The 20,854-nt window shown below is 65.3% G+C and carries 19 protein-coding genes; 9 read left to right on the top strand and 10 right to left on the bottom strand.

Annotated features, from left to right (window positions below; translation table 11 throughout):
- Nucleotides 1-123: 123 nt before the first annotated feature.
- From H4P35_RS15510 to H4P35_RS15500, 3 genes are all read left to right on the top strand, one after another.
- Nucleotides 124-1,404 (top strand): lipoprotein-releasing ABC transporter permease subunit, encoded by a 1,281-nt coding sequence (locus H4P35_RS15510; protein ID WP_056318935.1) that lies wholly within the window; start codon nucleotides 124-126, stop codon nucleotides 1,402-1,404.
- On the top strand, nucleotides 1,397-2,110 hold the full coding sequence (locus H4P35_RS15505; protein ID WP_056318936.1) for an ABC transporter ATP-binding protein: 714 nt from the start codon (nucleotides 1,397-1,399) through the stop codon (nucleotides 2,108-2,110). The genes H4P35_RS15510 and H4P35_RS15505 overlap by 8 nt, the downstream gene beginning before the upstream one ends.
- An 80-nt stretch (nucleotides 2,111-2,190) precedes the next feature.
- Complete coding sequence (locus H4P35_RS15500) at nucleotides 2,191-3,009, top strand: TatD family hydrolase (protein WP_226846180.1); 819 nt, start codon at nucleotides 2,191-2,193, stop codon at nucleotides 3,007-3,009.
- Between the two features lie 37 nt (nucleotides 3,010-3,046).
- On the opposite strand, the gene H4P35_RS15495 is transcribed toward H4P35_RS15500, so the two are convergent.
- Both H4P35_RS15495 and H4P35_RS15490 read right to left on the bottom strand, forming a co-directional pair.
- A complete protein-coding gene (locus tag H4P35_RS15495) occupies nucleotides 3,047-4,450 on the bottom strand; it encodes an ATP-binding protein (RefSeq protein ID WP_226846179.1) in 1,404 nt (467 codons plus the stop codon).
- The gene (locus H4P35_RS15490) at nucleotides 4,450-5,163 is read right to left on the bottom strand and encodes a response regulator transcription factor (protein ID WP_226846178.1); all 714 of its coding nucleotides are present in this window, start codon (nucleotides 5,161-5,163) and stop codon (nucleotides 4,450-4,452) included. Before H4P35_RS15490 ends, H4P35_RS15495 begins: the two co-directional genes overlap by 1 nt.
- A gap of 211 nt (nucleotides 5,164-5,374) precedes the next feature.
- Here H4P35_RS15490 and H4P35_RS15485 point away from each other — a divergent pair, with 211 nt between their 5' ends.
- The 5 genes from H4P35_RS15485 to H4P35_RS15465 all read left to right on the top strand — a co-directional run bounded on the left by H4P35_RS15485 (nucleotide 5,375) and on the right by H4P35_RS15465 (nucleotide 11,142).
- Nucleotides 5,375-7,396 carry a ligand-gated channel protein gene (locus H4P35_RS15485; RefSeq protein WP_226846177.1) on the top strand — a complete coding sequence of 674 codons (2,022 nt, stop codon included), beginning with the start codon at nucleotides 5,375-5,377 and terminating at the stop codon, nucleotides 7,394-7,396.
- Between the two features lie 43 nt (nucleotides 7,397-7,439).
- Nucleotides 7,440-8,390: a siderophore ABC transporter substrate-binding protein gene (locus H4P35_RS15480; protein ID WP_226846176.1), complete on the top strand. Its 951-nt coding sequence runs from the start codon at nucleotides 7,440-7,442 to the stop codon at nucleotides 8,388-8,390.
- Nucleotides 8,391-8,418: 28 nt separating this feature from the next.
- Complete coding sequence (locus tag H4P35_RS15475) at nucleotides 8,419-9,411, top strand: ABC transporter permease (protein ID WP_226846175.1); 993 nt, start codon at nucleotides 8,419-8,421, stop codon at nucleotides 9,409-9,411.
- Nucleotides 9,412-9,502: 91 nt separating this feature from the next.
- Nucleotides 9,503-10,387 (top strand): iron chelate uptake ABC transporter family permease subunit, encoded by an 885-nt coding sequence (locus H4P35_RS15470; protein ID WP_370638982.1) that lies wholly within the window; start codon nucleotides 9,503-9,505, stop codon nucleotides 10,385-10,387.
- Nucleotides 10,384-11,142, top strand: coding sequence for an ABC transporter ATP-binding protein (locus H4P35_RS15465; protein ID WP_226846173.1), 759 nt, complete (start codon nucleotides 10,384-10,386; stop codon nucleotides 11,140-11,142). The genes H4P35_RS15470 and H4P35_RS15465 overlap by 4 nt, the downstream gene beginning before the upstream one ends.
- A 13-nt stretch (nucleotides 11,143-11,155) precedes the next feature.
- On the opposite strand, the gene H4P35_RS15460 is transcribed toward H4P35_RS15465, so the two are convergent.
- The 3 genes from H4P35_RS15460 to H4P35_RS15450 all read right to left on the bottom strand — a co-directional run bounded on the left by H4P35_RS15460 (nucleotide 11,156) and on the right by H4P35_RS15450 (nucleotide 14,774).
- Nucleotides 11,156-13,276 carry a 5'-nucleotidase C-terminal domain-containing protein gene (locus tag H4P35_RS15460; RefSeq protein WP_226846172.1) on the bottom strand — a complete coding sequence of 707 codons (2,121 nt, stop codon included), beginning with the start codon at nucleotides 13,274-13,276 and terminating at the stop codon, nucleotides 11,156-11,158.
- 74 nt (nucleotides 13,277-13,350) lie between these two features.
- A complete protein-coding gene (thiM, locus tag H4P35_RS15455) occupies nucleotides 13,351-14,166 on the bottom strand; it encodes a hydroxyethylthiazole kinase (protein WP_180098498.1) in 816 nt (271 codons plus the stop codon).
- Between the two features lie 128 nt (nucleotides 14,167-14,294).
- Nucleotides 14,295-14,774 carry a DUF2846 domain-containing protein gene (locus H4P35_RS15450; RefSeq protein WP_226846171.1) on the bottom strand — a complete coding sequence of 160 codons (480 nt, stop codon included), beginning with the start codon at nucleotides 14,772-14,774 and terminating at the stop codon, nucleotides 14,295-14,297.
- Between the two features lie 249 nt (nucleotides 14,775-15,023).
- Here H4P35_RS15450 and H4P35_RS15445 point away from each other — a divergent pair, with 249 nt between their 5' ends.
- The gene (locus H4P35_RS15445; RefSeq protein WP_226846170.1) at nucleotides 15,024-15,659 is read left to right on the top strand and encodes a glycoside hydrolase family 19 protein; all 636 of its coding nucleotides are present in this window, start codon (nucleotides 15,024-15,026) and stop codon (nucleotides 15,657-15,659) included.
- Between the two features lie 84 nt (nucleotides 15,660-15,743).
- Here H4P35_RS15445 and H4P35_RS15440 read toward each other — a convergent pair whose 3' ends face one another.
- The 5 genes from H4P35_RS15440 to H4P35_RS15420 all read right to left on the bottom strand — a co-directional run bounded on the left by H4P35_RS15440 (nucleotide 15,744) and on the right by H4P35_RS15420 (nucleotide 20,731).
- Nucleotides 15,744-16,193: a PA2169 family four-helix-bundle protein gene (locus H4P35_RS15440; protein ID WP_142054773.1), complete on the bottom strand. Its 450-nt coding sequence runs from the start codon at nucleotides 16,191-16,193 to the stop codon at nucleotides 15,744-15,746.
- 119 nt (nucleotides 16,194-16,312) lie between these two features.
- Nucleotides 16,313-17,602: a M28 family peptidase gene (locus tag H4P35_RS15435; RefSeq protein WP_226846169.1), complete on the bottom strand. Its 1,290-nt coding sequence runs from the start codon at nucleotides 17,600-17,602 to the stop codon at nucleotides 16,313-16,315.
- 46 nt (nucleotides 17,603-17,648) lie between these two features.
- Complete coding sequence (locus H4P35_RS15430) at nucleotides 17,649-18,626, bottom strand: tripartite tricarboxylate transporter substrate binding protein (protein WP_226846168.1); 978 nt, start codon at nucleotides 18,624-18,626, stop codon at nucleotides 17,649-17,651.
- Nucleotides 18,627-18,764: 138 nt separating this feature from the next.
- On the bottom strand, nucleotides 18,765-19,688 hold the full coding sequence (locus H4P35_RS15425; RefSeq protein WP_226846167.1) for a LysR family transcriptional regulator: 924 nt from the start codon (nucleotides 19,686-19,688) through the stop codon (nucleotides 18,765-18,767).
- A 98-nt stretch (nucleotides 19,689-19,786) separates the two neighbouring features.
- A complete protein-coding gene (locus H4P35_RS15420; protein WP_226846166.1) occupies nucleotides 19,787-20,731 on the bottom strand; it encodes an AraC family transcriptional regulator in 945 nt (314 codons plus the stop codon).
- Between the last annotated feature and the right edge of the window lie 123 nt (nucleotides 20,732-20,854).

Raw genomic sequence — 20,854 nt, 5'->3', positions numbered from 1 at the left:
ATTGTAGTCCGCGGCGGCATGGGGAACTTAGCGCCTTCCGGAACTGCCATACGTTGTCACGGCTGGTCTAGGATCCGCACATCCGCGCGGCGATTTGCGGACGGTTAATGCAATAATGCGCACGTGCTGAAAATACCCTACGAACTCTGGATCGGCGCCCGCTATGCGGGTCTTGCCCGTATCCGCCAGCGACGCGGCCGCCGCGATCGCTTCATCTCCTTCATCGCCGCCAGCTCCATGGCGGGCATCGCGCTGGGCGTCGCCGCCCTGATCGTGGTGCTGTCCGTGATGAACGGCTTTCAGAAAGAAGTGCGCGATCGCATGCTGTCGGTGCTGCCGCACATCGAACTCTACCTTCCCGGCGCGTCGCCCGAACGGGTGCTGGAGCAGTGGCAACAGTTTGCCACCGCCGCCGAGCGCAACCCCGAGGTCAAGGCGGGCGCGCCCTTCGTCGCGGCGCAGGGCATGCTGGTCAGGGGCCAGGCGCTGCGCGGCGTTCAGGTGCGCGGCATCGATCCGGCCACCGAGGGCAATGTGTCAGACCTGCCCCGGCAAATGGTGTCGGGCAAGCTGACAGACCTGAAACCCGGCGGCTTCGGCGTGGTGCTGGGCAATGAACTGGCCGACGGCATGGGCGTCAAGGTGGGCGACACGCTGCTGATGATGGCGCCCCAGGGCTCGATCAGCCCGGCCGGTTTCGCGCCGCGCATGCGTCAGTTCACCGTGGTGGGCGTGTTCTCGTCCGGCCACTATGAATACGATTCCTCGCTGGCATTCGTCGACAACGAAGACGCCGCCCGCGTTTTCCGCGAAAGCGGCACCGCCGGCGTGCGCCTGCGCATCGCCGACATGCAGAAGGCGCCCGAGGTGGCGGCCGAGCTGCGCAACGTCCTGCCGCCCTATGTCATGGCCAGCGACTGGTCGCGCAACAACCGCACCTGGTTTGCCGCGGTCCAGACCGAAAAGCGGATGATGTTCCTGATCCTGGCGCTGATCGTGGCCGTGGCCGCGTTCAACCTGCTGTCCTCGCTGGTCATGGCCGTCAAGGACAAGCAATCGGACATCGCCATCCTGCGCACGCTGGGCGCGGGGCCGGGCGAAGTGGCCCGCATCTTCCTGGTGCAAGGCGCGCTGATCGGCGTGATCGGCACCTTGCTGGGCGTGGCCGGCGGCATTGCCATCGCCTACAACGTCGATGTGATCGTGCCGTTCATCGAGCGCATGCTGGGCGTGCATTTCCTGCCGCGCGAGATCTATTTCATCAGCGCGCTGCCGTCCGATCCCCAGGTGGGTGACATCGTCACCATCGGCGTGACCTCGCTGGTGCTGTCCTTGCTGGCGACCTTGTATCCGAGCTGGCGCGCCTCGCGCCTGCAACCCGCACAGGTGCTGCGCCATGATTGATTCCCCGACGCACACGCCCCAGGCCGGCGCCACCCCGGCGCTGCAGGCCGAGAACATCGTCAAGGTCTACGACGAAGGCCCCGCCCGCATCGAAGTGCTCAGCAACGTCAGCCTGTCCGTCGCGCGCGGCGAAATGGTCGCCATCGTGGGTGCTTCGGGATCCGGCAAGAGCACCTTGCTGCATATCCTGGGACTGCTCGACGTGCCCACCAGCGGTTCGATCACCGTGGATGGCCAACTGGGCATCGGGCTGTCCGAATCGCGGAAAAGCGCGGTGCGCAACCGCAGCCTGGGGTTTGTGTACCAATTCCACCATTTGCTGGCGGAGTTTTCCGCGCTGGACAACGTGGCAATGCCGCTGATCGTGCGCCGCGAGAACCGCGACAAGGCGCGCGAGGCCGCGCGCGAAGTCCTGGGTCTGGTGGGCCTGTCGGCCCGCGAAGGCCACTTTCCGGGGCAGTTGTCGGGCGGCGAACGCCAGCGCGTGGCGCTGGCGCGTGCCCTGGTGACGCGACCGGTGTGCGTGCTGGCCGACGAGCCCACGGGCAACCTGGACCGCCACACCGCCCACAACATGTTCGAATTGCTGACCCGGGTGAACCAGGAGTCGGGCACGGCATTTGCGATCGTGACGCACGATCCCGAACTTGCCGCCCGCGCCGACCGTCAGTTGCTGATGGAAAACGGCCGCCTGGTGTCCGGCTAGCCCGGTCCGCAGCGAAAGCCGCCGGTCGCTGGTCCGCACGGCGGCCGCGGGCGGATAATCCGCATTCGGAGGACACGCCCATGCTCATCGACACCCATTGCCACCTGGACGCCGCTGAATTCGATGCCGACCGCACCGAGGTCGCGGACCACGCCGCCCGCGCCGACGTCCAGGCCATCGTGATTCCGGCCATCGAACGGGCCAACTTCGCCATCGTGCGTGACCTGGCCGCCAGCATCGCCGGCGGCGCCTATGCGCTGGGCATTCATCCCTTGTACGTCCAACGCGCCGACGACGCCGATCTGGACGCGTTGCGCGAAGCGATCAAGGCATCGCTTGGCGATCCGCGCTTTGTCGCCATTGGCGAAATCGGACTGGATTTCTTCGTGCCGGAAATTTCGTCCGGCGAGCCGCGCGAGCGCCAGGAGCGCTTCTACGCCGCGCAGCTGGACATGGCCGTCGAATTTGGCCTGCCGGTGCTGCTGCACGTGCGCAAATCCCAGGACATCCTGCTGAAATACCTGCGCCGCCATCCGCGCATCGGCGGCATTGCGCACGCGTTCAATGGCAGCGCCCAGCAGGCGCAGGCCTTCATCGATCATGGATTTGCCCTGGGAATGGGCGGCGCGATGACGTTCGAGCGCGCGCTGCAAATTCGCCGGCACGCGGTGGACGTCGGGCTGGAGCATCTGGTGCTTGAGACCGACGCGCCCGACATTCCGCCCGCCTGGCTGCACGAGCCGAACCGCCGCAATCGTCCCGGCGAACTGGCACGTATTGCCGAGGTGCTGGCGGACCTGCGCGGCATCACGCCGGGGCAGGTGGCGCACGCGACGACCGCAAATGCCATGCGGGTGTTGCCCAGGCTGCCCGCAGCCATTCTGGCCGACGCGGACTGACCGCCACGTCCTCGACCTGGGCGCCGTGCCCGTCGTCTTACGCTGGCGTCGTCAGCAGCGGCAGGTCCATGCGCACGCTCAGTCCCTGTGGCGCCACGTTGCGGGCCGATATCGTTCCCTTGTGCGCGGCGATCGCGGCTTGCGCGATCGACAGGCCCAGCCCCGCGCCGCCGCCTGACGCGTTGGCGGCGGCGGCCGATCCCGCGCGATAGAAGGGCTCGAACAACGACGCGAGTTCCTGCGTGGCGACGCCCGGACCGCGGTCTTCGATTTCGAGGCTAGCCTCGGTGGCGCTGGTCAGCAGGCGTACGCGGATGACGCTTTCGGCGGGCGCGTAGCGCAAGGCGTTGCGCAGCACGTTCTCGATCGCGCTGGCCAGGCTGGCGCGGTCGCCGGCGATCAGGATGGGCGCCGGCGTTTCCCAATCGATGCGCAGGCGCCGGCCCGCCGCCTCGTAGCGCGCGTCGTCCACCACGCCCGATACGACTTCCGACAGATCCAGCGGTTCGGTGGGCACGGGCAGCGCGCCCACGCGGGCAAGCCGCAAAGTGTTGCCCACCAGCGCGTCCAGGCGTTCGCATTCGCGTTCGATGCGGTCCAGCTGCAGATCGCGCCGCTCGTCGTTGCGCCGCGCCAGTTCCGAGGCCAGGCGCAGGCGCGCAAGCGGCGACCGCAGTTCGTGCGCGACGTTGTGCAGGAGCTGCTCGCGCGTATCGACCAGCGCCTTCAGGCGCACGGCCATCGCATCGAAGTCGCGCGCCAAGAGGCCGAGTTCGTCCTTGCGCGTGGCGAGCTTGGCCGGGGTGTGCGTGTCCAGGCGTCCCGCGGCCAGGGCATGCGTGGCCTGGCGCAGTTGCGCGAGCGGCGCGGTGATGTGGCGGGTCAGCGCCCAGCAAAAGGGCGCAGTGACCGCCAGCGCGAACAGCAGCAGCGCGAGCGCGACGGGCGACAACGCCAGCACCTCCCAGCGCGACGAGTCAAAGGGCAGGAACAGCATCAGCATTTCCGAGCCGTCCGGCAGCAGCAGCGTCTGGGGTTCCCACCAGGAGACGCGCTCGCCGGCGGGATCGGCCGGCGCGTAGTCGGACTGCGTGGCCCGGTCGGGTCCCGCGCGGTATGCGACCAGCCAGTCATGCAGCCGCGTGGGCAGGCGCCTGCCCAGGATGTCCCGGTCCTCTGCATCCATGATGTAGATCTTCAGCGCCGAGTAGTTGTCGTCCATGGCGCGGACCCAGCGCGCCAGGCCTCCTTCGCCCTGCGTGCGCGCTACCTGCGCGGCGTCACGCGTGAGGTTGCCCGGGTTCAGGCCATCCAGCGAATTGAAGCGGTACCAGGCCACGCTGGCGGTCAGCACCATGCCGCAGACCAGGATGACCGCCATGGCGCCCCAGAACGTCAGGAATGCGCGCCAGAAGAGCGAGCGGGCGGGCAGCAGCGTCATCACGCGGCGCCCGCCAGCACGTAGCCCAGCCCGCGCAGATTCCGGATGGACAGCATGTCGGCGTGTTGATCCAGGCGCAGCTTCTTGCGCAGGCTGCTGATGTGCGTGTCGATGCTGCGGTCGTACCGGTCTGGGGCGCGGCCCAGCGCATACATGCCGATCTGGTCGCGTGCGATCACCTGGCCGGGCGCGCGCATGAGGATTTCCAGGATGCGCTGTTCGGCGCCGGTCAGCATGACCTCGTCCCCGCCCAGGCGCGCGCGGCCCGTCGCCGGGTCCAGCGAGAGCGCGCCCAGGCTGAGGGACGGGCTGGCGGGGGCGGGGGCTTGCTCGAAGCGGCGCAGCACGGCCGTGATGCGGGCCTTCAGTTCGCGTGGGCTGAACGGCTTGGCCAGATAATCGTCGGCGCCGAATTCCAGCCCCAATACGCGGTCGGTCTCGCCGCCGTGGGCCGTGAACATGATGACGGGGCGGCGTGAGCGCTGGCGGTAGTGCTTGAGCAGGTCCAGACCATTGCCGTCGGGCAGCATGAGGTCCAGCAGCACGAGGTCAAAGTCGTCCTGCGCCAGCAGGGTCTGGCCTTGCGAGCGGGTGTGCGCCAGCGTGAGCTGGCACTGATTCGGTTCCAGGTATTCACGCAGCATCTGCGCCAGCTCGACGTCGTCGTCGATGAGCAGGATGCGGCGCGCCACCGCTGAATGATTCAAGAGCATGCGTGTTGGGCGTCGTGCATCCGGCAGTTTGGCCGAAGGGTGCACGGCGCAGTGTCAAGAAGTGCAAAGAAGATAAAAGTTGCGGAAAGCGTGTTGCCGCGTGCTGCAAGCCCCAATTCTAATATGAGAATGGTTTTCATTAATAAGTGGGAGCCGGCGAAACGCTGCGCGTGGGGCGCGGTGCAAACCGGGGACGGGAGAAGTTGGAATCATGAGCAGGAAAGAAGTGGCTACGGGCCCGCGCATCGCCGCGTCGCGCACGCAACTGGCCGCCGCCTTGTGCGCCGCGGGTTTCGGCATTGCGCCGCAAGCGGTCTGGGCCCAGGCCGCCGACGCCACCACGACGATGGACACGGTGGTCGTGACCGCCAGCGGATTCGAGCAGCGCATCCAGGATGCGCCCGCCTCGATCAGCGTGATCACGCGCGAAGACCTGGACAAGAAGTTCTACCGCGACCTGAACGACGCGCTGGTCGAAGTGCCCGGCGTCATCGTCACGGGCGGCGGCGACCGCCAGGACATCAGCCTGCGCGGCATGGGACCGAAGTACACGCTGATCCTGATCGACGGCAAGCGCCAGAACTCGCGCGAAACCCGCACCAATTCGGATTCGACGGGCGTCGAAGGCGGCTGGACGCCGCCGCTGTCGGCCATCGAGCGCATTGAAGTCGTGCGCGGGCCGATGTCGTCGCTGTACGGCTCGGACGCGATGGGCGGGGTGATCAACATCATCACGCGCAAGGTGCCTGAAGAATGGCATGGCGAAATCCGCATGGATACAACCATCCAGGAAAGCAGCAATTCGGGCGACATTTACCAGGGCAATTTCTACCTGGCCGGCCCGATCAAGAACGACCTGCTGGGCCTGCAGATCTACGGCCAGGCCACGCAGCGCGACGAAGACGACATCTACAACGGCTTTCGCAAGCGCAATGCCGAAAGCGTGACCGCCAAGCTGGCGCTCACGCCCAACCGCGATCACGACATCGTGCTGGAAGCGACCACGATGCGCCAGAAGTTCCAGGACACCCTGGGCAAGACGGTCGAGCCGCTGCCGCCCGGCACCGCGTGCCCGCGAACGGGCTGCCCGGCGTCCTCGGAAACCGATTACCGCAGCAGCAAGTGGGCGCTGTCGCACACTGGCCGCTGGGGCTGGGGCGTGTCCGACAGCTACGTGCAGCAGGAAGAGTTCGACAACCGCTCGCGCCAGATGAAGATCAAGAACCTGGACCTGCAGACCAGTTGGTCGCTGCCGCTGGGTTCGCACATGCTGACGCTGGGCGGCAGTTACCTGAACCAGCGCCTGAACGATCAGACGGGCAACCAGCTTGCTGGCGGCCCGAGCAAGGTCGAACGGTATCAATGGGCATTGTTCGCCGAAGACGAATGGCGCCTGACCGAAAGCTTTGCCGTCACGACCGGCCTGCGCATGGACGAGGACGAGAATTTCGGCAACCACTTCAGCCCGCGCTTGTACGGCGTGTGGCACATGGCCGAACGCTGGACCCTGAAGGGCGGCGTCTCCACGGGCTTTCGCGCGCCCGACCTGCGCCAGACCGTGGCCGGCTGGGGCCAGACGAGCCGTGGCGGCAACATGTACGGCAACCCGGACCTGACGCCCGAAAAGTCCGTGACCCAGGAAATCGGCCTGCTGTATGACGACGGCCAAGGCGTGAGCGCCGGCGTCACGCTGTTCAACAACGACTTCAAGGACAAGATCACCCGGGTGGCCTGCCCCTTGACGCAGTGCACGGACGGCCCCAACCAGTTCGGCTCGAATCCCACCACCTACATGAACGTGGACAAGGCCGTGTCGCGCGGCGTCGAAGCCAGCCTCAAGTTGCCGCTGGCGGCCGACTGGTCGATGACCAGCAGCTACACCTTCACGAAGTCCGAGCAGAAGTCGGGCCAATACAAGGGCGAGCCGCTGAACCAGTTGCCCAAGCACCTGTTCACCACCACGGTGAACTGGCAGCCGTCCGACGCGCTGCAGGCCTGGGCGCGCGTGAACTTCCGCGGCCGCGAGAGCCAGCCGGTGACCGGCCCGTCTTCGGACGCGCTGGTGGCCCCGTCCTACACCTTCGTGGACCTGGGCGGTTCGTACGCCGTGAACAAGACCGTGTCGGTCTACGCCGGCATCTACAACCTGTTCGACAAAGAGGTCGCCTACGACGACTTCGGCTATGTCGAGGACGGCCGCCGCTACTGGCTGGGCGTGGGCGTGAAGTTCTGAGTCTTACGGGGGCGCGAGAGCGCCCCGCAACAGAGAGGTTTGCATGAACAATGGAAAACAGGCGGGCGCTGCCCGCCGCTGGGCAACGCGCACCGGCATGGCCTTGGCGCTGAGCGCCGCGGCAGCGGTTTGCGCCGCGCAGTCCACCACGCCGGTCAAGCATGCGCGTGGCGTGACCGCGGTGCCGTCGAACCCAACCAAGGCCATCGTGCTGGATCTGGCCGTGCTCGATACCCTGCACACGCTCGGCGTAGACCCCGTGGGCGTGCCCAGCGCCGCCAAGCTGCCGCCGCACCTGAGCCAGTTTGCGGACAAGCGTTACCTCAAGGCAGGCACGATGTTCGAGCCCAACTACGAGGTCATCCACGCCGCCGCGCCGCAGGTCATCTTCGTGGCGGGCCGCTCGGCGCCCAAGTACGACGAGCTCTCCAGGATTGCGCCCACGGTCGACCTGACGGTTGATGCCAAGGATCTGGTCGGCAGCGTCAAGCGCAACACCGAAATGCTGGCCGCGCTGTACGGCAAACAAGACGAGGCGAAGACAAAGCTGGCGGCGCTGGACGCGTCCATTGCATCGCTGAAGGGCAAGGCGGCCAATTCCGGCACGGCGCTGATCGTGCTGACCACCGGCGGCAAGATGAGCGCCTACGGCCCGGGCTCGCGGTTTGGCGTGATCCACGACGCGTTCGGCGTCAAGCCCGCCGCGTCGGGCCTGAACGTGTCGAACCACGGCCAGGCGATCTCGTTCGAGTTCATCGCCCAGACCGATCCGGACTGGCTGTTCGTCATCGACCGCGACGCCGCCATCGGCCGAGAAGGCGTGTCGGCCGAGCGCATGCTGGACAACGAACTGGTGCGTCCGACCAAGGCCTGGAAGAACCAGCGCGTGGTGTACCTGAACGGCTTTAATTGGTACCTGCTGGGCAGCGCGGGCCTGACCGCGATGCAGCAGAACGTGGACCAGATCGCGGCGGCGTTGGCGCAGGGAAAGTAAACAACATGCAAGACGGGAAGGGCGGCTGGTGAACTGGCGGCGCGCAATCGGCGGGTGGGGCAGCCTGGCGGCCGTGGTGGTGGTATTGCTGTTGTTGTGCGTGGCCAGCGTCAGCCTGGGTGCTGGCCAGATGCCGTGGACCGCGCTGTGGGACGGCGGCGAGGCGGGCGAACGCGCGTGGCGCCTGCTGATGGTCAGCCGCATCCCGCGCACGCTTGCGCTGCTGCTGGCGGGCATGGCGCTGGCCGTGGCCGGCCTTATCATGCAGATGCTCGTGCGCAACCGCTTTGTGGAACCCACGACGGCCGGCACCGTCGAGTCCGCCACGCTCGGCATTCTGGTCATCACGCTGCTGGCGCCCGATACGCCCGTCATCGGCAAGATGCTGACGGCCACGGGCTTCGCGCTGGCGGGCACCTTGTTGTTCTTGGCCCTCTTGCGACGCGTGCCGCTGCGCACGCCGTTCATCGTGCCGCTGATCGGGCTGATCCTGGGCGGCGTGATCCAGGCGGTCACAACCTTTGTGGCGTACCGCTTCGATCTGCTGCAATCCCTGCATGCGTGGACGACCGGCGACTTCTCCGGCGTGCTGCGCGGCCGCTACGAACTGTTGTGGATCGGCTTTGCGCTGGCCTGCGCGGCCTATGCCGCCGCCGACCGCTACACGGTTGCGGGAATGGGCCGCGAGTTCGCGTCCAACCTGGGACTGAATCATGCACGGCTGACGCTGGTGGGCCTGTTGATCGTTTCCGCCATTTCAGCGGTGGTGGTCGTGACGGCCGGCAGCATCCCGTTCCTGGGCCTCATCGTGCCCAATGCCGTCAGTCTGGTGCTGGGCGACAACATGCGCCGCGCCATTCCGTGGGTGGCGCTGCTGGGCGGCGTGTTCGTGCTGGCCTGCGACATCATTGGCCGCCTGGTCATCCATCCCTACGAAATTCCGATCGGGACGGTGGTGGGCGTGCTGGGCAGCATTCTGTTCTTGTGGCTGCTGCGCACGCGGAGGAATCGCGTTGGCTGATATCTCGATAACGCCCTTGGCCGCGCGCGCGCCGCAGACGTGGCGCCTTGCGGCGCTGGGCGCTTTTGCGCTGCTCTGCATCGTGGCCTTCATGACGCTGAGCGCCAATGGCCAGTGGTCATTCGTCATTCCTTTTCGCGGCGGCAAGCTGCTCGCGATGTTGCTGGTGGCCTATGCGGTCGCCGTGTCGTCGGTGCTGTTCCAGACGATTACCCACAACCGCATCCTGACGCCCGCCATCATGGGCTTCGATGCGATGTACCTGCTGATCGAGGCGGTTGTGGTGTTTGGCTTTGGGCAGGCGGCGGCCACCGCCAGTCATCCGGTCGCGGCCTTTCTCCTGGAAGTGTGCGCGATGACGGCGTTCGCGTGCCTGCTGTTCCGCTGGCTGTTCTCCGATGCCGTGCGCAGCCTGCATCTGATGATGCTGGTTGGCATCGTCTTCGGACTGCTGTTTCGCAGCCTGTCCAGTTTCGTCGTCCGGCTGATCGATCCGAATGAATTCCTGGTGCTGCAGGACCGCATGTTCGCCAGCTTCAATTCGGTGCGCATCGAATTGCTGCCGATCGCGCTGGCGGCCGTCTGTGCGGCTTCGCTCCTTATCTGGCGCATGCGCCGGCGCTACGACGTGCTGGCGCTGGGGCGCGATATTGCCTTGAACCTGGGCGTGGACTATCGCCGCACGCTCATGCTGACATTGGCGGCCATTGCGGTGCTGGTGTCCGTGTCGACGGCGCTGGTCGGGCCCGTGACGTTTTTCGGCCTGCTGGTCAGCAACCTTGCGTATCACGCCATGGGGTCGGACCGGCACCGCCACACCGTGCCGGCCGCGATGCTGCTGAGCGTCATATTCCTGGTCGGCGGCCAGACGCTGCTGGAGCGCGTGCTGGGGCTGAACACCACGGTCAGCGTGGTGATTGAATTCGTGGGCGGCGTGATGTTCCTCGTCCTGATCCTGCGCAGGGGGCGCCGATGATAGAAATCCAGAAGGTCAGCAAGCAATACGGCGACACCGTCGTCATCGACGATGTCAGCCTGGATCTGCCGGCAGGCGGCGTCACCGCCATCATCGGGCCCAACGGCGCGGGCAAGTCCACCTTGCTGTCCATGGTGAGCCGGCTGTTGGCGATGAGCGCGGGGCGGGTGCTGGTCGAAGGCCTGGACGTGACGCGCGCCGACAGCCGCGAGCTGGCCCGGCGCCTGGCCATCCTGCGTCAGGACAACCATTTGCCGCTGCGGTTGACGGTCAGGGATCTGGTGGCGTTTGGCCGCTACCCGCACACGGGTGGGCGGCTGACGATGGATGACAAGGTCCATATCGACCAGGCCATCGCGTATCTGAATCTGGAGCCGCTGGCCGGCCGCTACCTGGACGAGATGTCCGGCGGCCAGCGCCAGCGCGCGTTCGTGGCCATGGTGCTGTGCCAGGACACGCGCTACGTGTTGCTGGACGAGCCGCTGAACAGCCTGGACATGAAGCACGCCGTCGCCATGATGGGCACGCTGCGCCGGGCAGCCGATGAACTGGGCAAGACGGTGGTGCTGGTGCTGCACGACATCAATTTCGCATCCAGCTACGCGGACCGCATCGTGGCGATGCGTCAGGGGCGGATCGCCCGGCACGGCACGCCGGCCGAACTGATCCGGCCTGACGTGCTGAGCGATCTGTACGAGCTGCCGATTGACGTGCACGAAATCGGCGGCAAGCGCATCTGCGTGTACTACCGGTAAGGCGGCGGGCCGCTTACTGGGTCAGATCAAGCGCATAACGCGACAGCTGCGTCACCGGGTCCGGCGTTGCGTCGTACACCGAGACGTTGGTCACGCCGTGCGCCGTGGCCATCGCCAGCGTGCCCGGCACCGACGAAAACACCACCGGTCCGGCAAGCCCGCTCACCTGCGTGAAACGCCAGCTGCGATCCAGCCCGAAGGTGGCCAGGTCGAGCGTGGGGTTCTTCTTGATGTAGGCGATCAACACGTCGCGGCTGGCATCCGGCGCTTGCAGCACGATGTCGCCCTTGCCGCCGGCCAAGCCGGGGAAATCGCCGCCACCGCTGGCGCGGTAATTGTTGGTCACCACCAGGAACTGCGCGGTCAGGTCCAGCGGCGCGCCGTTGTACGTCAGCGCCTTGATGCGCGAGCCCTTCGGCTGCGTCACGTCGATTTCATACCGCAGCGCGTTGCCCGCCGCATACAGCACGTCGAAGTTGAACGTGGGAAAGCCGGTGTCGATCAGGTCCTGCGGCGCGACCTGTGCGGGGTCGATCTGCTTGAACTGCTCGGCCGTCTTCTCCAGCCACTGGCGCACGATGTCGCCGCTGACTCGCACCACTTGCAGCGTGTTCGGGTACAGGTACAGGTCGGCCGCGTTGTTGATGGCCACGTTGCCTTGCTTCACATACGTGAAGTCCCCGGGACCGTTGCGGCCGCCCTTGAACGGCGCCGCGGCCGACAGGATCGGCAGGCCCGCGTACGACGGACTGTTCTTGGCGATGTAGTCGGACAGGTAGTCGATCTGCGCCATATTCACGATCTGCAGCGCGGACACGTCGCCCGCCAGCGCGTAGTACGTGGCCATGTCGAACTGGCTTTGGCCGATCGGCGTCTTCACGTAGCCGATGGTCGCGGCGTGCTCGGCCTGCACCAGCTGCTGCGCGGCCGAGTCAGGCGCGACGTAGGTCGCGGGCGTGGATCCGCTTTGCGCCGTCAGCCTTGTCGAGATGCGCTGCACCTGCGTGGCGTCCTTCTGCACCTTCCAGCCCTGGTCATACGCCAGCTTGAGCGTGATCTGGCCCAGGTTGTTGCCCCATTGGCCGGCTTGCACGGTGGGCACGCCGTTGATCAAGCCCTTTTCCAGTTCGACGCCCGGCTGCCCGGCAAACTGCGACTTGGCGTTCGTGTCGGGAAACAGCAGATGTTGGTGGCCCGTGATGAGCGCATCGATGCCCGCCACCTGACTGAGATAGCCCGCGCCGTTTTCCATGTCGGGGCTGTAAGCCGTGGCCAGGTCGATGCCGCCGTGCGCCAGCGCCACCACCAGGTCCGCGCCCGCGGCCTTCATCTCCGGCACGTAGCGCGCCGCGGTCTCCTTCCAGCCCGTGACTTCCACGTGGCCTTCCAGATTGGCCTTGTCCCATTGCATGATGGGCGGCGGCGCAAAGCCGATCACGCCCACCTTGAGGGGCACGTCGATGGACTTGCCGGTGGTGTCGGTCGCCTTGAAGGTCTTTTCCAGCAGGACGTACGGCTTGAAGATCGGCTGTTTGGAGGCGGCCGAGACAACGTTGGCTGACACGAACGGAAATGCCGGGGCGGCGCAATCCTTGGCGCCCGCCGGGTTCGTCTGCGCCGTGCCCTTGCCGATGCCGGCCAGCCCGAAGTCCACATTGGTAATCTGCGACAGATAGGGCAGGCCGTAGTTGAACTCGTGGTTGCCCATCGTGGCCGCGTCGTACGACAGCAGCTTCATCTGCTTGTAGATCGCGATCATGTCGGAACACTGCACCGGCGACACCAGGGCCTGATAGTCCGACAGCGCCGTGCCCTGCACCGTGTCGCCGTTGTCGAACAGCAGCGTGTTCGGGTGCTGCTTGCGCGCATTGGCGATCAGCGTGGCCGTGCGGTCCATGCCGTAGCTCTTGTCTTCGGCAAGCTTGTAATAGTCATAACCGAGCACGTTCGCATGCAGGTCCGTGGTGCCCAGAATCGCGACGTCCAGCGTGGCGCCTTGCGGCACGCTGGCCTGCGGCGGCGTCTCGGGGGCGGTGGTGTCGTCATCATCGTCATCGCCGCCGCAGGCGGACAGACCGGCTACCAGCGCAAAGCTGGCGGTGACTGCATAGATCTTGCGTAGGTGTGGCTTCACCGTCTTTCCTCCGTGTTGAAGGAAAGAATTTTGGGGACGGTGTGTGACCTACCCGTGACATGCACGGGGCCAAATCAACGCAGGGGAGACTCGCGCGTCAGGCAATCCGCTTCCAGCGCGGCCAGCGCATCCAGGAACCGCCATGCGAACGATCCTGGTCCGTCGGCATGCAAAGCGGCGCGCTGGCCCGCAATGCCGAAGCACGACAGCGCGGCCACGGCCGCGGCAAACGCATCGTTGCGCGATACCGCGGCAAACGCCCCGACCACCGCGCTAAGCGCGCACCCGGTGGCGGTCACGCGCGGCATCAGCGGCGAGCCGCCCGTGATGTGTACGGCGCGTGCGCCGTCCGTCACGTAATCGGTTTCGCCCGTCACTGCCACCACCGTCTGGCGCTGGGTGGCGATGTCCCGGGCAGACTGCTCGGCATGCGCCACGGCGTCGCGCGCGTCCACGCCTTTGCCCGCGCTGAGGCCGCCGGCCAGCGCAATGATCTCGGATGCGTTGCCGCGGATGATGGCGGGCTTGAGGTCCAGCAGCCGCTGGATGGCGTCACGGCGAAAGGCGGTGGCGTGGTGCGCGACCGGATCAAGCACCCAGGGCGTGTCCGCGTCCGCGGCGGCCTTGGCCGTCAGCAGCATGCTTTGCAGCCAGGGCGAGGAAAGCGTGCCGATATTGATGACAACCGCGCCGGCGAATCCGGCGAACTCGGGGGCCTCTTCTTCGGCATGGACCATGGCGGGCGACGCCCCAATTGCCAGCACGGCGTTGGCCGCGTAGTTCATGGACACGAAGTTGGTCAGGCACTGCACCAGCGGCGCGTCACGGCGGACGGCGGACAGCAGGTCCTGGGCGTGATGGGCGAGGGGAGTCAGAAGGGAATGGGGCATGCCGGGCGGATGTTGCGCGGGGACGCGCTCCCCGGGTGAATGGCGTATGTTCCCGGGGACAGGGGGAAGGTGTCAAGCTCCCGCGTGGGACGCGAAGGACTCGGTCCTGGCGCGGGAGGTCGCACTGCCTAGCCGCATTGTCCTTCGACGGCCAGCATCACTTCGGGCTTGGAGATCACGCGTTTGCCTTCCTCTTCGGACACCTGTTCGACGCCAGCGCCGCCCACAAACACGCCCAGCTTGATGAACTGACGGACAAAATAATTTTTGCCGGATTCCATGGTCAGCAGCAGATCGTTTGGCGAGAATTCCGATTCGGTCGACACCTTATGCTGTTTGTCGCCTTCGACCTGGGTATAGAAGAAAACCCGGTCGGCAGTTTCGCCCAGGCAGTTGCCATTGATATACACGTCTTTCTTCAATGCCTTGCCCGCATAACTGTCGCGATAAACAAACAGTCCGGATTTTCCGGTGTCCGGCGCCGCAAAGGTTTTGGCCTTTTGATTATCTTCTGCGGAAGCCAGCGGAACTTTCGCGCATCCGGTTGCCGCCAGGACGGCGGCGCAGGCAACAGCGAGTTTCAGCATATTCTTGGTCGATCGATTCATGGTCTTGGTGTCGGTTGATTGACGAGAAGGTAATAACGTATCCAAAAATATCTGAGTGTGTCATAAATTGTTTCCTGCGTCTACGGCGAGGCTGCGCAAGCCCGGGGCGGCGCGTGTACGCAATTTGAGGTATGGACGGTTTTCCCGGCAGGCTCACAATCGTTGACCGGCCCCGGATCGTCGTGAAAATCGGGCTCGCGACGTTATCGCCCGGGCGGCACGAACCTTTAAGCAAGCAGAGGAACCGCCATGCTGAGTTCCGAACAACTTCAACGCGTGTTTCCCAACTGCAGAGCCCCCGCCGAGTGGGCGCAAGCGTTGGCGCCCGCGTTTCAGAAATACGAAATTGAAACTCCTGATCGCATCGCGAGTTTTCTGGCGCAGACGGGCTATGAATCCAGCCAATACAACCGGATCGAGGAAGACCTTAATTACTCAACCGCCGTGCGGTTGACGAAGGTGTGGCCCAAACGATTCCCGGATGAAGCTTCCGCGCTGCCCTACGTGAATAATCCGCAGGGACTCGCGAATCTGGTTTATGCAAACCGGATGGGCAATGGCGATGCACTGAGCAACGATGGTTACCGATATCGCGGGCGAGGCATCATCCAGCTGACGGGACGCAGCAATTACGATTCGGCGGGCGACGCGATGGGCGTGGACCTGGTCAATGCGCCCGAGTTGCTGGCCGACCCGAAATGGGCGGCGCTGAGCGCGGGTTGGTATTGGCAGTCGCGTGGGTTGAATGAATTGGCCGACGACCGGACCCATGACGACGATCTGGAAGACTTTGCCCGGATTACGCGGCGCATCAACGGGGGACTGGCAGGGCTGAAAGAGCGCTTTGCCTTGTTCAAGCGCGTCTATGCCGAACTGATGCGATAGCCCGGCAAGGGCGCGCCGCCTGCCCGGCGCATGTTGCATCGGACAGGCGGCGTGTCACGTGCTGCTGAGTTCGCAGCGCGACGCTTACGTCGTGGCGCGGTAGCGGTTACGCAGGTCGCGGATCTGGTCGTGGTTGTGCAGCACGCCCTGGTATTGGCGTTCGACGATGGCGCGCACGTTTTCCGGCAGCGTTTCCTTCAGCGCCTTGTCGTAGTCGGCCTTGGCCACGTCCTCGCCTTTCTCGCATTCCTCGAGCAGCGTCAGGTCGGTGCGGCTGGACACCGCTGCCTTGATGTTGGTCCAGCCACGGTGCATGGCGCCGGCCACCGTGCCGCTGTCTTCGGGCTCGCCGCCCATCTGCGCCACGAGCGCTTGCAATTCCGCGGCGCCGGCGGCGCAATCGCGGGAGCGGTTGCGAAAGAGTTCCTGCAACTCGGGAGCCTTCGCGTCCTCGGCCGCCGAAGCGAAGCCCTTCTCGCCGTTCTTCGACGTTTCGATGAGGTTGTTCAGCACCTTGATCACATGATCGGCCATATCGGTCTCCTTGGTTTGGAAGGATCAGGCAGCGGGGTGCTGCCTGTGGAACCGGATATTCAGCAAGCGGCGTGCCCGGCTCGCATCGCGGCCGGGCAATCGAGGTCGCCGAGGTCGCGCTAGACGCGCGGGCAAGTGGAACCGGCTTTCAACGCATCCAGTTCCGAATCGGTCATTTCCAGCGCCAGCGACGCCATCGCGCAGGTGACGGCCAAGGCGTTGCGCAGTTCGTCTTCCCGGATGATGTCCGGCAAATCGCCGCGAGACAGGATGTGGCGCACGCGGGATTCGGGCTTCTCGAAGCCCGCAACCAGACGCAGGGCAGGAATGCCTTGCTTGGCGAAATTGGCGTGGTCGGAGTTCGGCATGAAAGGCAGCCAGTGCGACACGGGCACCCCGGCGCGCGCGGCGGTGTCCTGGACCACGTCCGCCAGCGCCGGATAGTCGCTGATCAGCGCGCAGAGCGTGTCGTCGCCCGCAACGGTGTCCAGATTGATGTCGAACTTCAGCCGTTGACGCTCGGCGGCCGGCATGTCGGCCAGGTAGCGGGCCGACCCGGCCAGCGCCCATTCTTCAGCGGTGAAGAAGCAGATGCGCAGCCCGGGCGTGCCGGGCCCCAGCCGTTTAGCCAGCAACCGCGCGGCAGCCAGCGCGACGGCAACGCCCGTGGCATTGTCCAGTGCGCTCTGGCCGAGGTCGTGGCCGTCCATGTGGGCGCTGATCACGATCCGGCTGTCCCGGCCGCCGGGCATATCCAGAACGCCCGCGCAGGCCATCGAATCGCGCAACTCTTCGCCCTGGATCTGCAAGCGGACACGGGCGCCGGGCCGGGCGGTCAATGCGGATGCGGCTTCGTGGCCAATATAAGCCGCGGGAATGCCCGCGCCGTCGCGGGGGCGGCCGGAGGAGCCGGACAAGGGGCCCGCGCCGGGCAGCGTGTTGGCAATGAGGAAGGCGGCGGCGCCCTGAGCGACCGCCATGTCGTATTTGCGGCGGCGGTGCACGTGCGTTTGCGAGAACGGATATTCATGGCGCACCAGCACGATCCGGCCGCGCACGGCATCGCCGGCACGCTCGAAGTCCTCTGGGCGGCCCGCGCCGACATCCAGCACTTCACCTTCCAGGCCCTGCGCGGGGGTGGAGGCCGAGCGCAGCAGGGGCACGCACTCCAGATCCTCGGGCGCGTCGCCTAGCAGGGTCAGGCGGCTGGACAGGCAGCGCCAGCCATCGTAGGGCACCGGCACGCGCCGCACGTCGGGTCCGATTTCCCGGAGCCGATTCAGCGCCCAGTCCATGGCCGCATCGTCCTGCCCGGTGCCGGACAGGCGTCCGCCAAAACTGCAAAGGGTCTGGAAATCGTGCATCAAGGCCGCGTCGTCGGCGGCCTGCTGTTGCCAGCTTGTCGTCATCAATGTCTCCGGCGCCGCGCGCATGCCGCGGGGCGCTGCGTGCGTGTTATTCGAAGGTGATATTGGCGCGCTGGACCAGATCGGCCCAGCGGGCGAAGTCCTGCGTCAGCAACGCCTTGAGGGCTGCGGCGCTGGTGTCGGGCGGCAGGTTCATGCCCACGCTGGCGAGCCGCTGCTTGACGGGCTCGGACTGCATAACCTTGGCCATCGCTTCCGACAGTTTTTTCTGGACGGGCTCAGGCGTGCCGGCCGGCGCGACCAGTCCCCACCAGCTTTGCACGGTCAGGCCCGGGTAGCCCAGTTCCTGGAAAGTCGGCACGTCCGGCGTGCCGGCCTGACGGGCGGGCGAGGACACGCCAATCGGCTTGATCTTGCCGCTCTGGAACAGGGCAACGGCCGAGGCCATCGTCGTAAAGCTGGCGTCGATCTGGCGGCCGGCCAAGTCATTGACCGATGCCGACGCGCCCTTGTAGGGGATGTGCGCGAGCTTGGTGCCGGTGTTCTGCATGAACAGCTCGGCCATCAGATGGGTCAGCGAGCCGTTGCCGCCCGAGCCGATGGAGACGGTGTCGGGCTTGGCCGAAGCGACCTTGACCAGCGACGGCACGTCCTGCGCCTCGAACCCGGGATTCACGAACAGGTACATGGGCGACAAGCCCAACAACGTGATCGGCGCGAAATCCTTTTTCGCGTCGTATTTCACCCGGTCCTTGTACAGCGCGGACACGATGGTGAACGGCACGTCGGCCAGCAACAGCGTGTAGCCATCGGGCGCTTCGGTCGCCACATAGGCGGTGCCCAGCATCGATCCCGCGCCCGCGCGGTTTTCGACAACGACAGACTGCCCAAGCTCGGCACTCAATTGATCGCTGATCGCCCGGGCCACCACGTCCGAGCTGCCGCCCGCCGAATACGGCACGACGATCTTGACGGGTTTATCGGGATAGGCCGCCGAGGCGGATTGCACGCTTGCCAGGCACGCGGGAACGGCCATGGCGGCCAGCAGTTTTTTCCACTTGAACATGATTTTTATGGTGATCCATGAATTATTCACGTCATTGTGGTGCGCGCGTTGGCCCCCCGCAAAGGAAGTATGCGCATAGGATATTCCAAACTGGAATAGGCGCTGTTGCGCGGCCCGCGGCCTGAAAACAGTCAGGTTCTAGGCGATGCCCGCGTATTGCCGCGTTTGCTTGTTCAGCGCCTGGCCCTGGGCGATGACCCACTCGCAGAACGCTTCGCAGTAGGGGCCGCCGACGTTGGGACGGGGCTGCATCAGGTGATAGCCGTAGCGGCCTTCGATGGCCTCGCCGAAGGGCCGCACCAGGCGTCCCGACTCCAGATGCTCCAGCACCATGCACAGCGGCATGATGCCCGCGCCCAAGCCATTGAGCACCGCCGGCAGCAGGATCGAAAAGCCTTCGTATTCCGCCGCGGTGGCGGCGGGACCGGACCACAGCGGGGCGACGTCGGCCCGCCACTCGTCCCAGCCATAGCCACGCTGGGCGCGCTTGAGCAACGGCAATCGGGCGATGTCGTCCACGCACTTGACCGGATGGCGCTTGATCACAGAGGGCGCTGCCACCAGCGCCATTTCGCGGCCGCACAGATACTGCGCGCTCATGCCCGACACATATCCCGTGTGAAGCTGGATTTCCGCGTCGAACCGTTCAGATCGGTCGCGGCCATGCAGCAGGCGAGGGCGGATGTTGACGCGGATCTCGGGATGCAATTCAAAGAACTCGGCCAGCCTGGGCAGCAGGAAAAACTGCGCAAACGACGGCGAGACCGCCACGTTCAGGGCGACGCGCGACGCGGGGTTGGCGACCAGCGCGTCAGCCTCGTCGATGAGCCGCACCGCCGCGCTGATGCGTTCCAGGTACAGGGCGCCTGCGTACGTCAGCCGCAGGCCCGCGGGCATGCGCTTGAAGAGCGCGGTGCCCAATCGGCCCTCCAACGCCGCCACGTGTTTGCTGACCGCGCTTTGCGTCAGGCTAAGCGCTTCGGCCGCGCGGCTGAAGTTCAGCGTTTCGGCAGCGGTGAGGAAAATGCGCAGCGAAGACAGGGAGTTGCGGGAGCCTTTCATGGGGAAGCGGGGTGTGATGGTCGGGTGGCGCTACTGTACAGCGTGCGGCCGGGCGGTACATCGCATGCGGGCGCGCGTCGCACCAAAGTCAGGGGTAATCAATTCGCCAGACCGGCTCGAGGTGATTTTCTCCATTGCGCGGGAGTCACGCCAAGATGCTGCTTGAAAACGCGTTGAAACGCCGCGTCCGACTGATAACCCACGCGCTCGGCGATGCCGCCGATGGATTCGCCACTCTCGCGCAAGAGTTGTGCAGCCTTTGACATGCGTATGTCCAGCAAATACTCCATTGCTGAACAATCCAGCGCTTCCTGGAAGTGCCTGACAAACGTGGCGCGGGACATATTGCAAAGGGCAGCCAGGTCCGGGAGTGTCCAGGCTTGTCCCGGCGCTTGAAACATCTGATTCAAGGCCGGCGCCAAGCGCGGGTTGTTGGTTAATGCCAGCAATCCAGATGCGGCTTGTTCGGCTTTTGCCGCATGTCTCAATGCGACTGCCATCAGCGCAGTGGACAAGGCGTTAAGGATGGCGAGGCCGCCTAGCTGCTCATTCATTGACTCATTGCGGATTAAACCGATCAGGTTATTGAGCTCGGTGCCGCGGTCGGTCTGATTATCCGGATTGGTGTTGACGATCAGAGCAGGAGGCAGATGCTTGCGCATGAGCCCGTCATAGGGTTGCTTCAGCATGAAGCGTCCACACAACATGTCCATCTTGGCACCCGGCCCTTGATTTTCGCCGACCGTGATGTTGGCGAGACTGCGCTTTTTGATCGGCAGGGACGCCTTGCCACTTCCGTCATGCAGGACATGCGGGCCACCGTCAACCGCCATGAAAATCGTCCCTGCCTCAAGAAGCTGCGGCGGCTGATCTGGAAGTTCAAGCACGGCACTGCCGCTCAGTATCACGTGATAGGGAATCTCGTCGGCAGGCGCCTGTTCAAACGTCTCGCGCCACGGGGCACCAAACAAGCAGCGCACCTCCAGGCGCCCTCTCACGGTCACGATATCCAGCAGGTTGCTGAGCCAGTCAGTATTGGTCATGTTCGCGAATTCAGCGCTTTCAGGTGTGTGAGACGAATGAGCATATTGTTGAGCCTTGCTCGTCTTCAGCAACGTCGTTGAGGGAAATACAGTGACTACTCCCATCTTTGCTCTCAAAGGAGT

Source organism: Achromobacter sp. 77, assembly GCF_020541125.1.
Lineage (GTDB): Bacteria > Pseudomonadota > Gammaproteobacteria > Burkholderiales > Burkholderiaceae_B > Achromobacter > Achromobacter mucicolens.
This window is presented reverse-complemented; position numbering and strand designations above follow the sequence as displayed.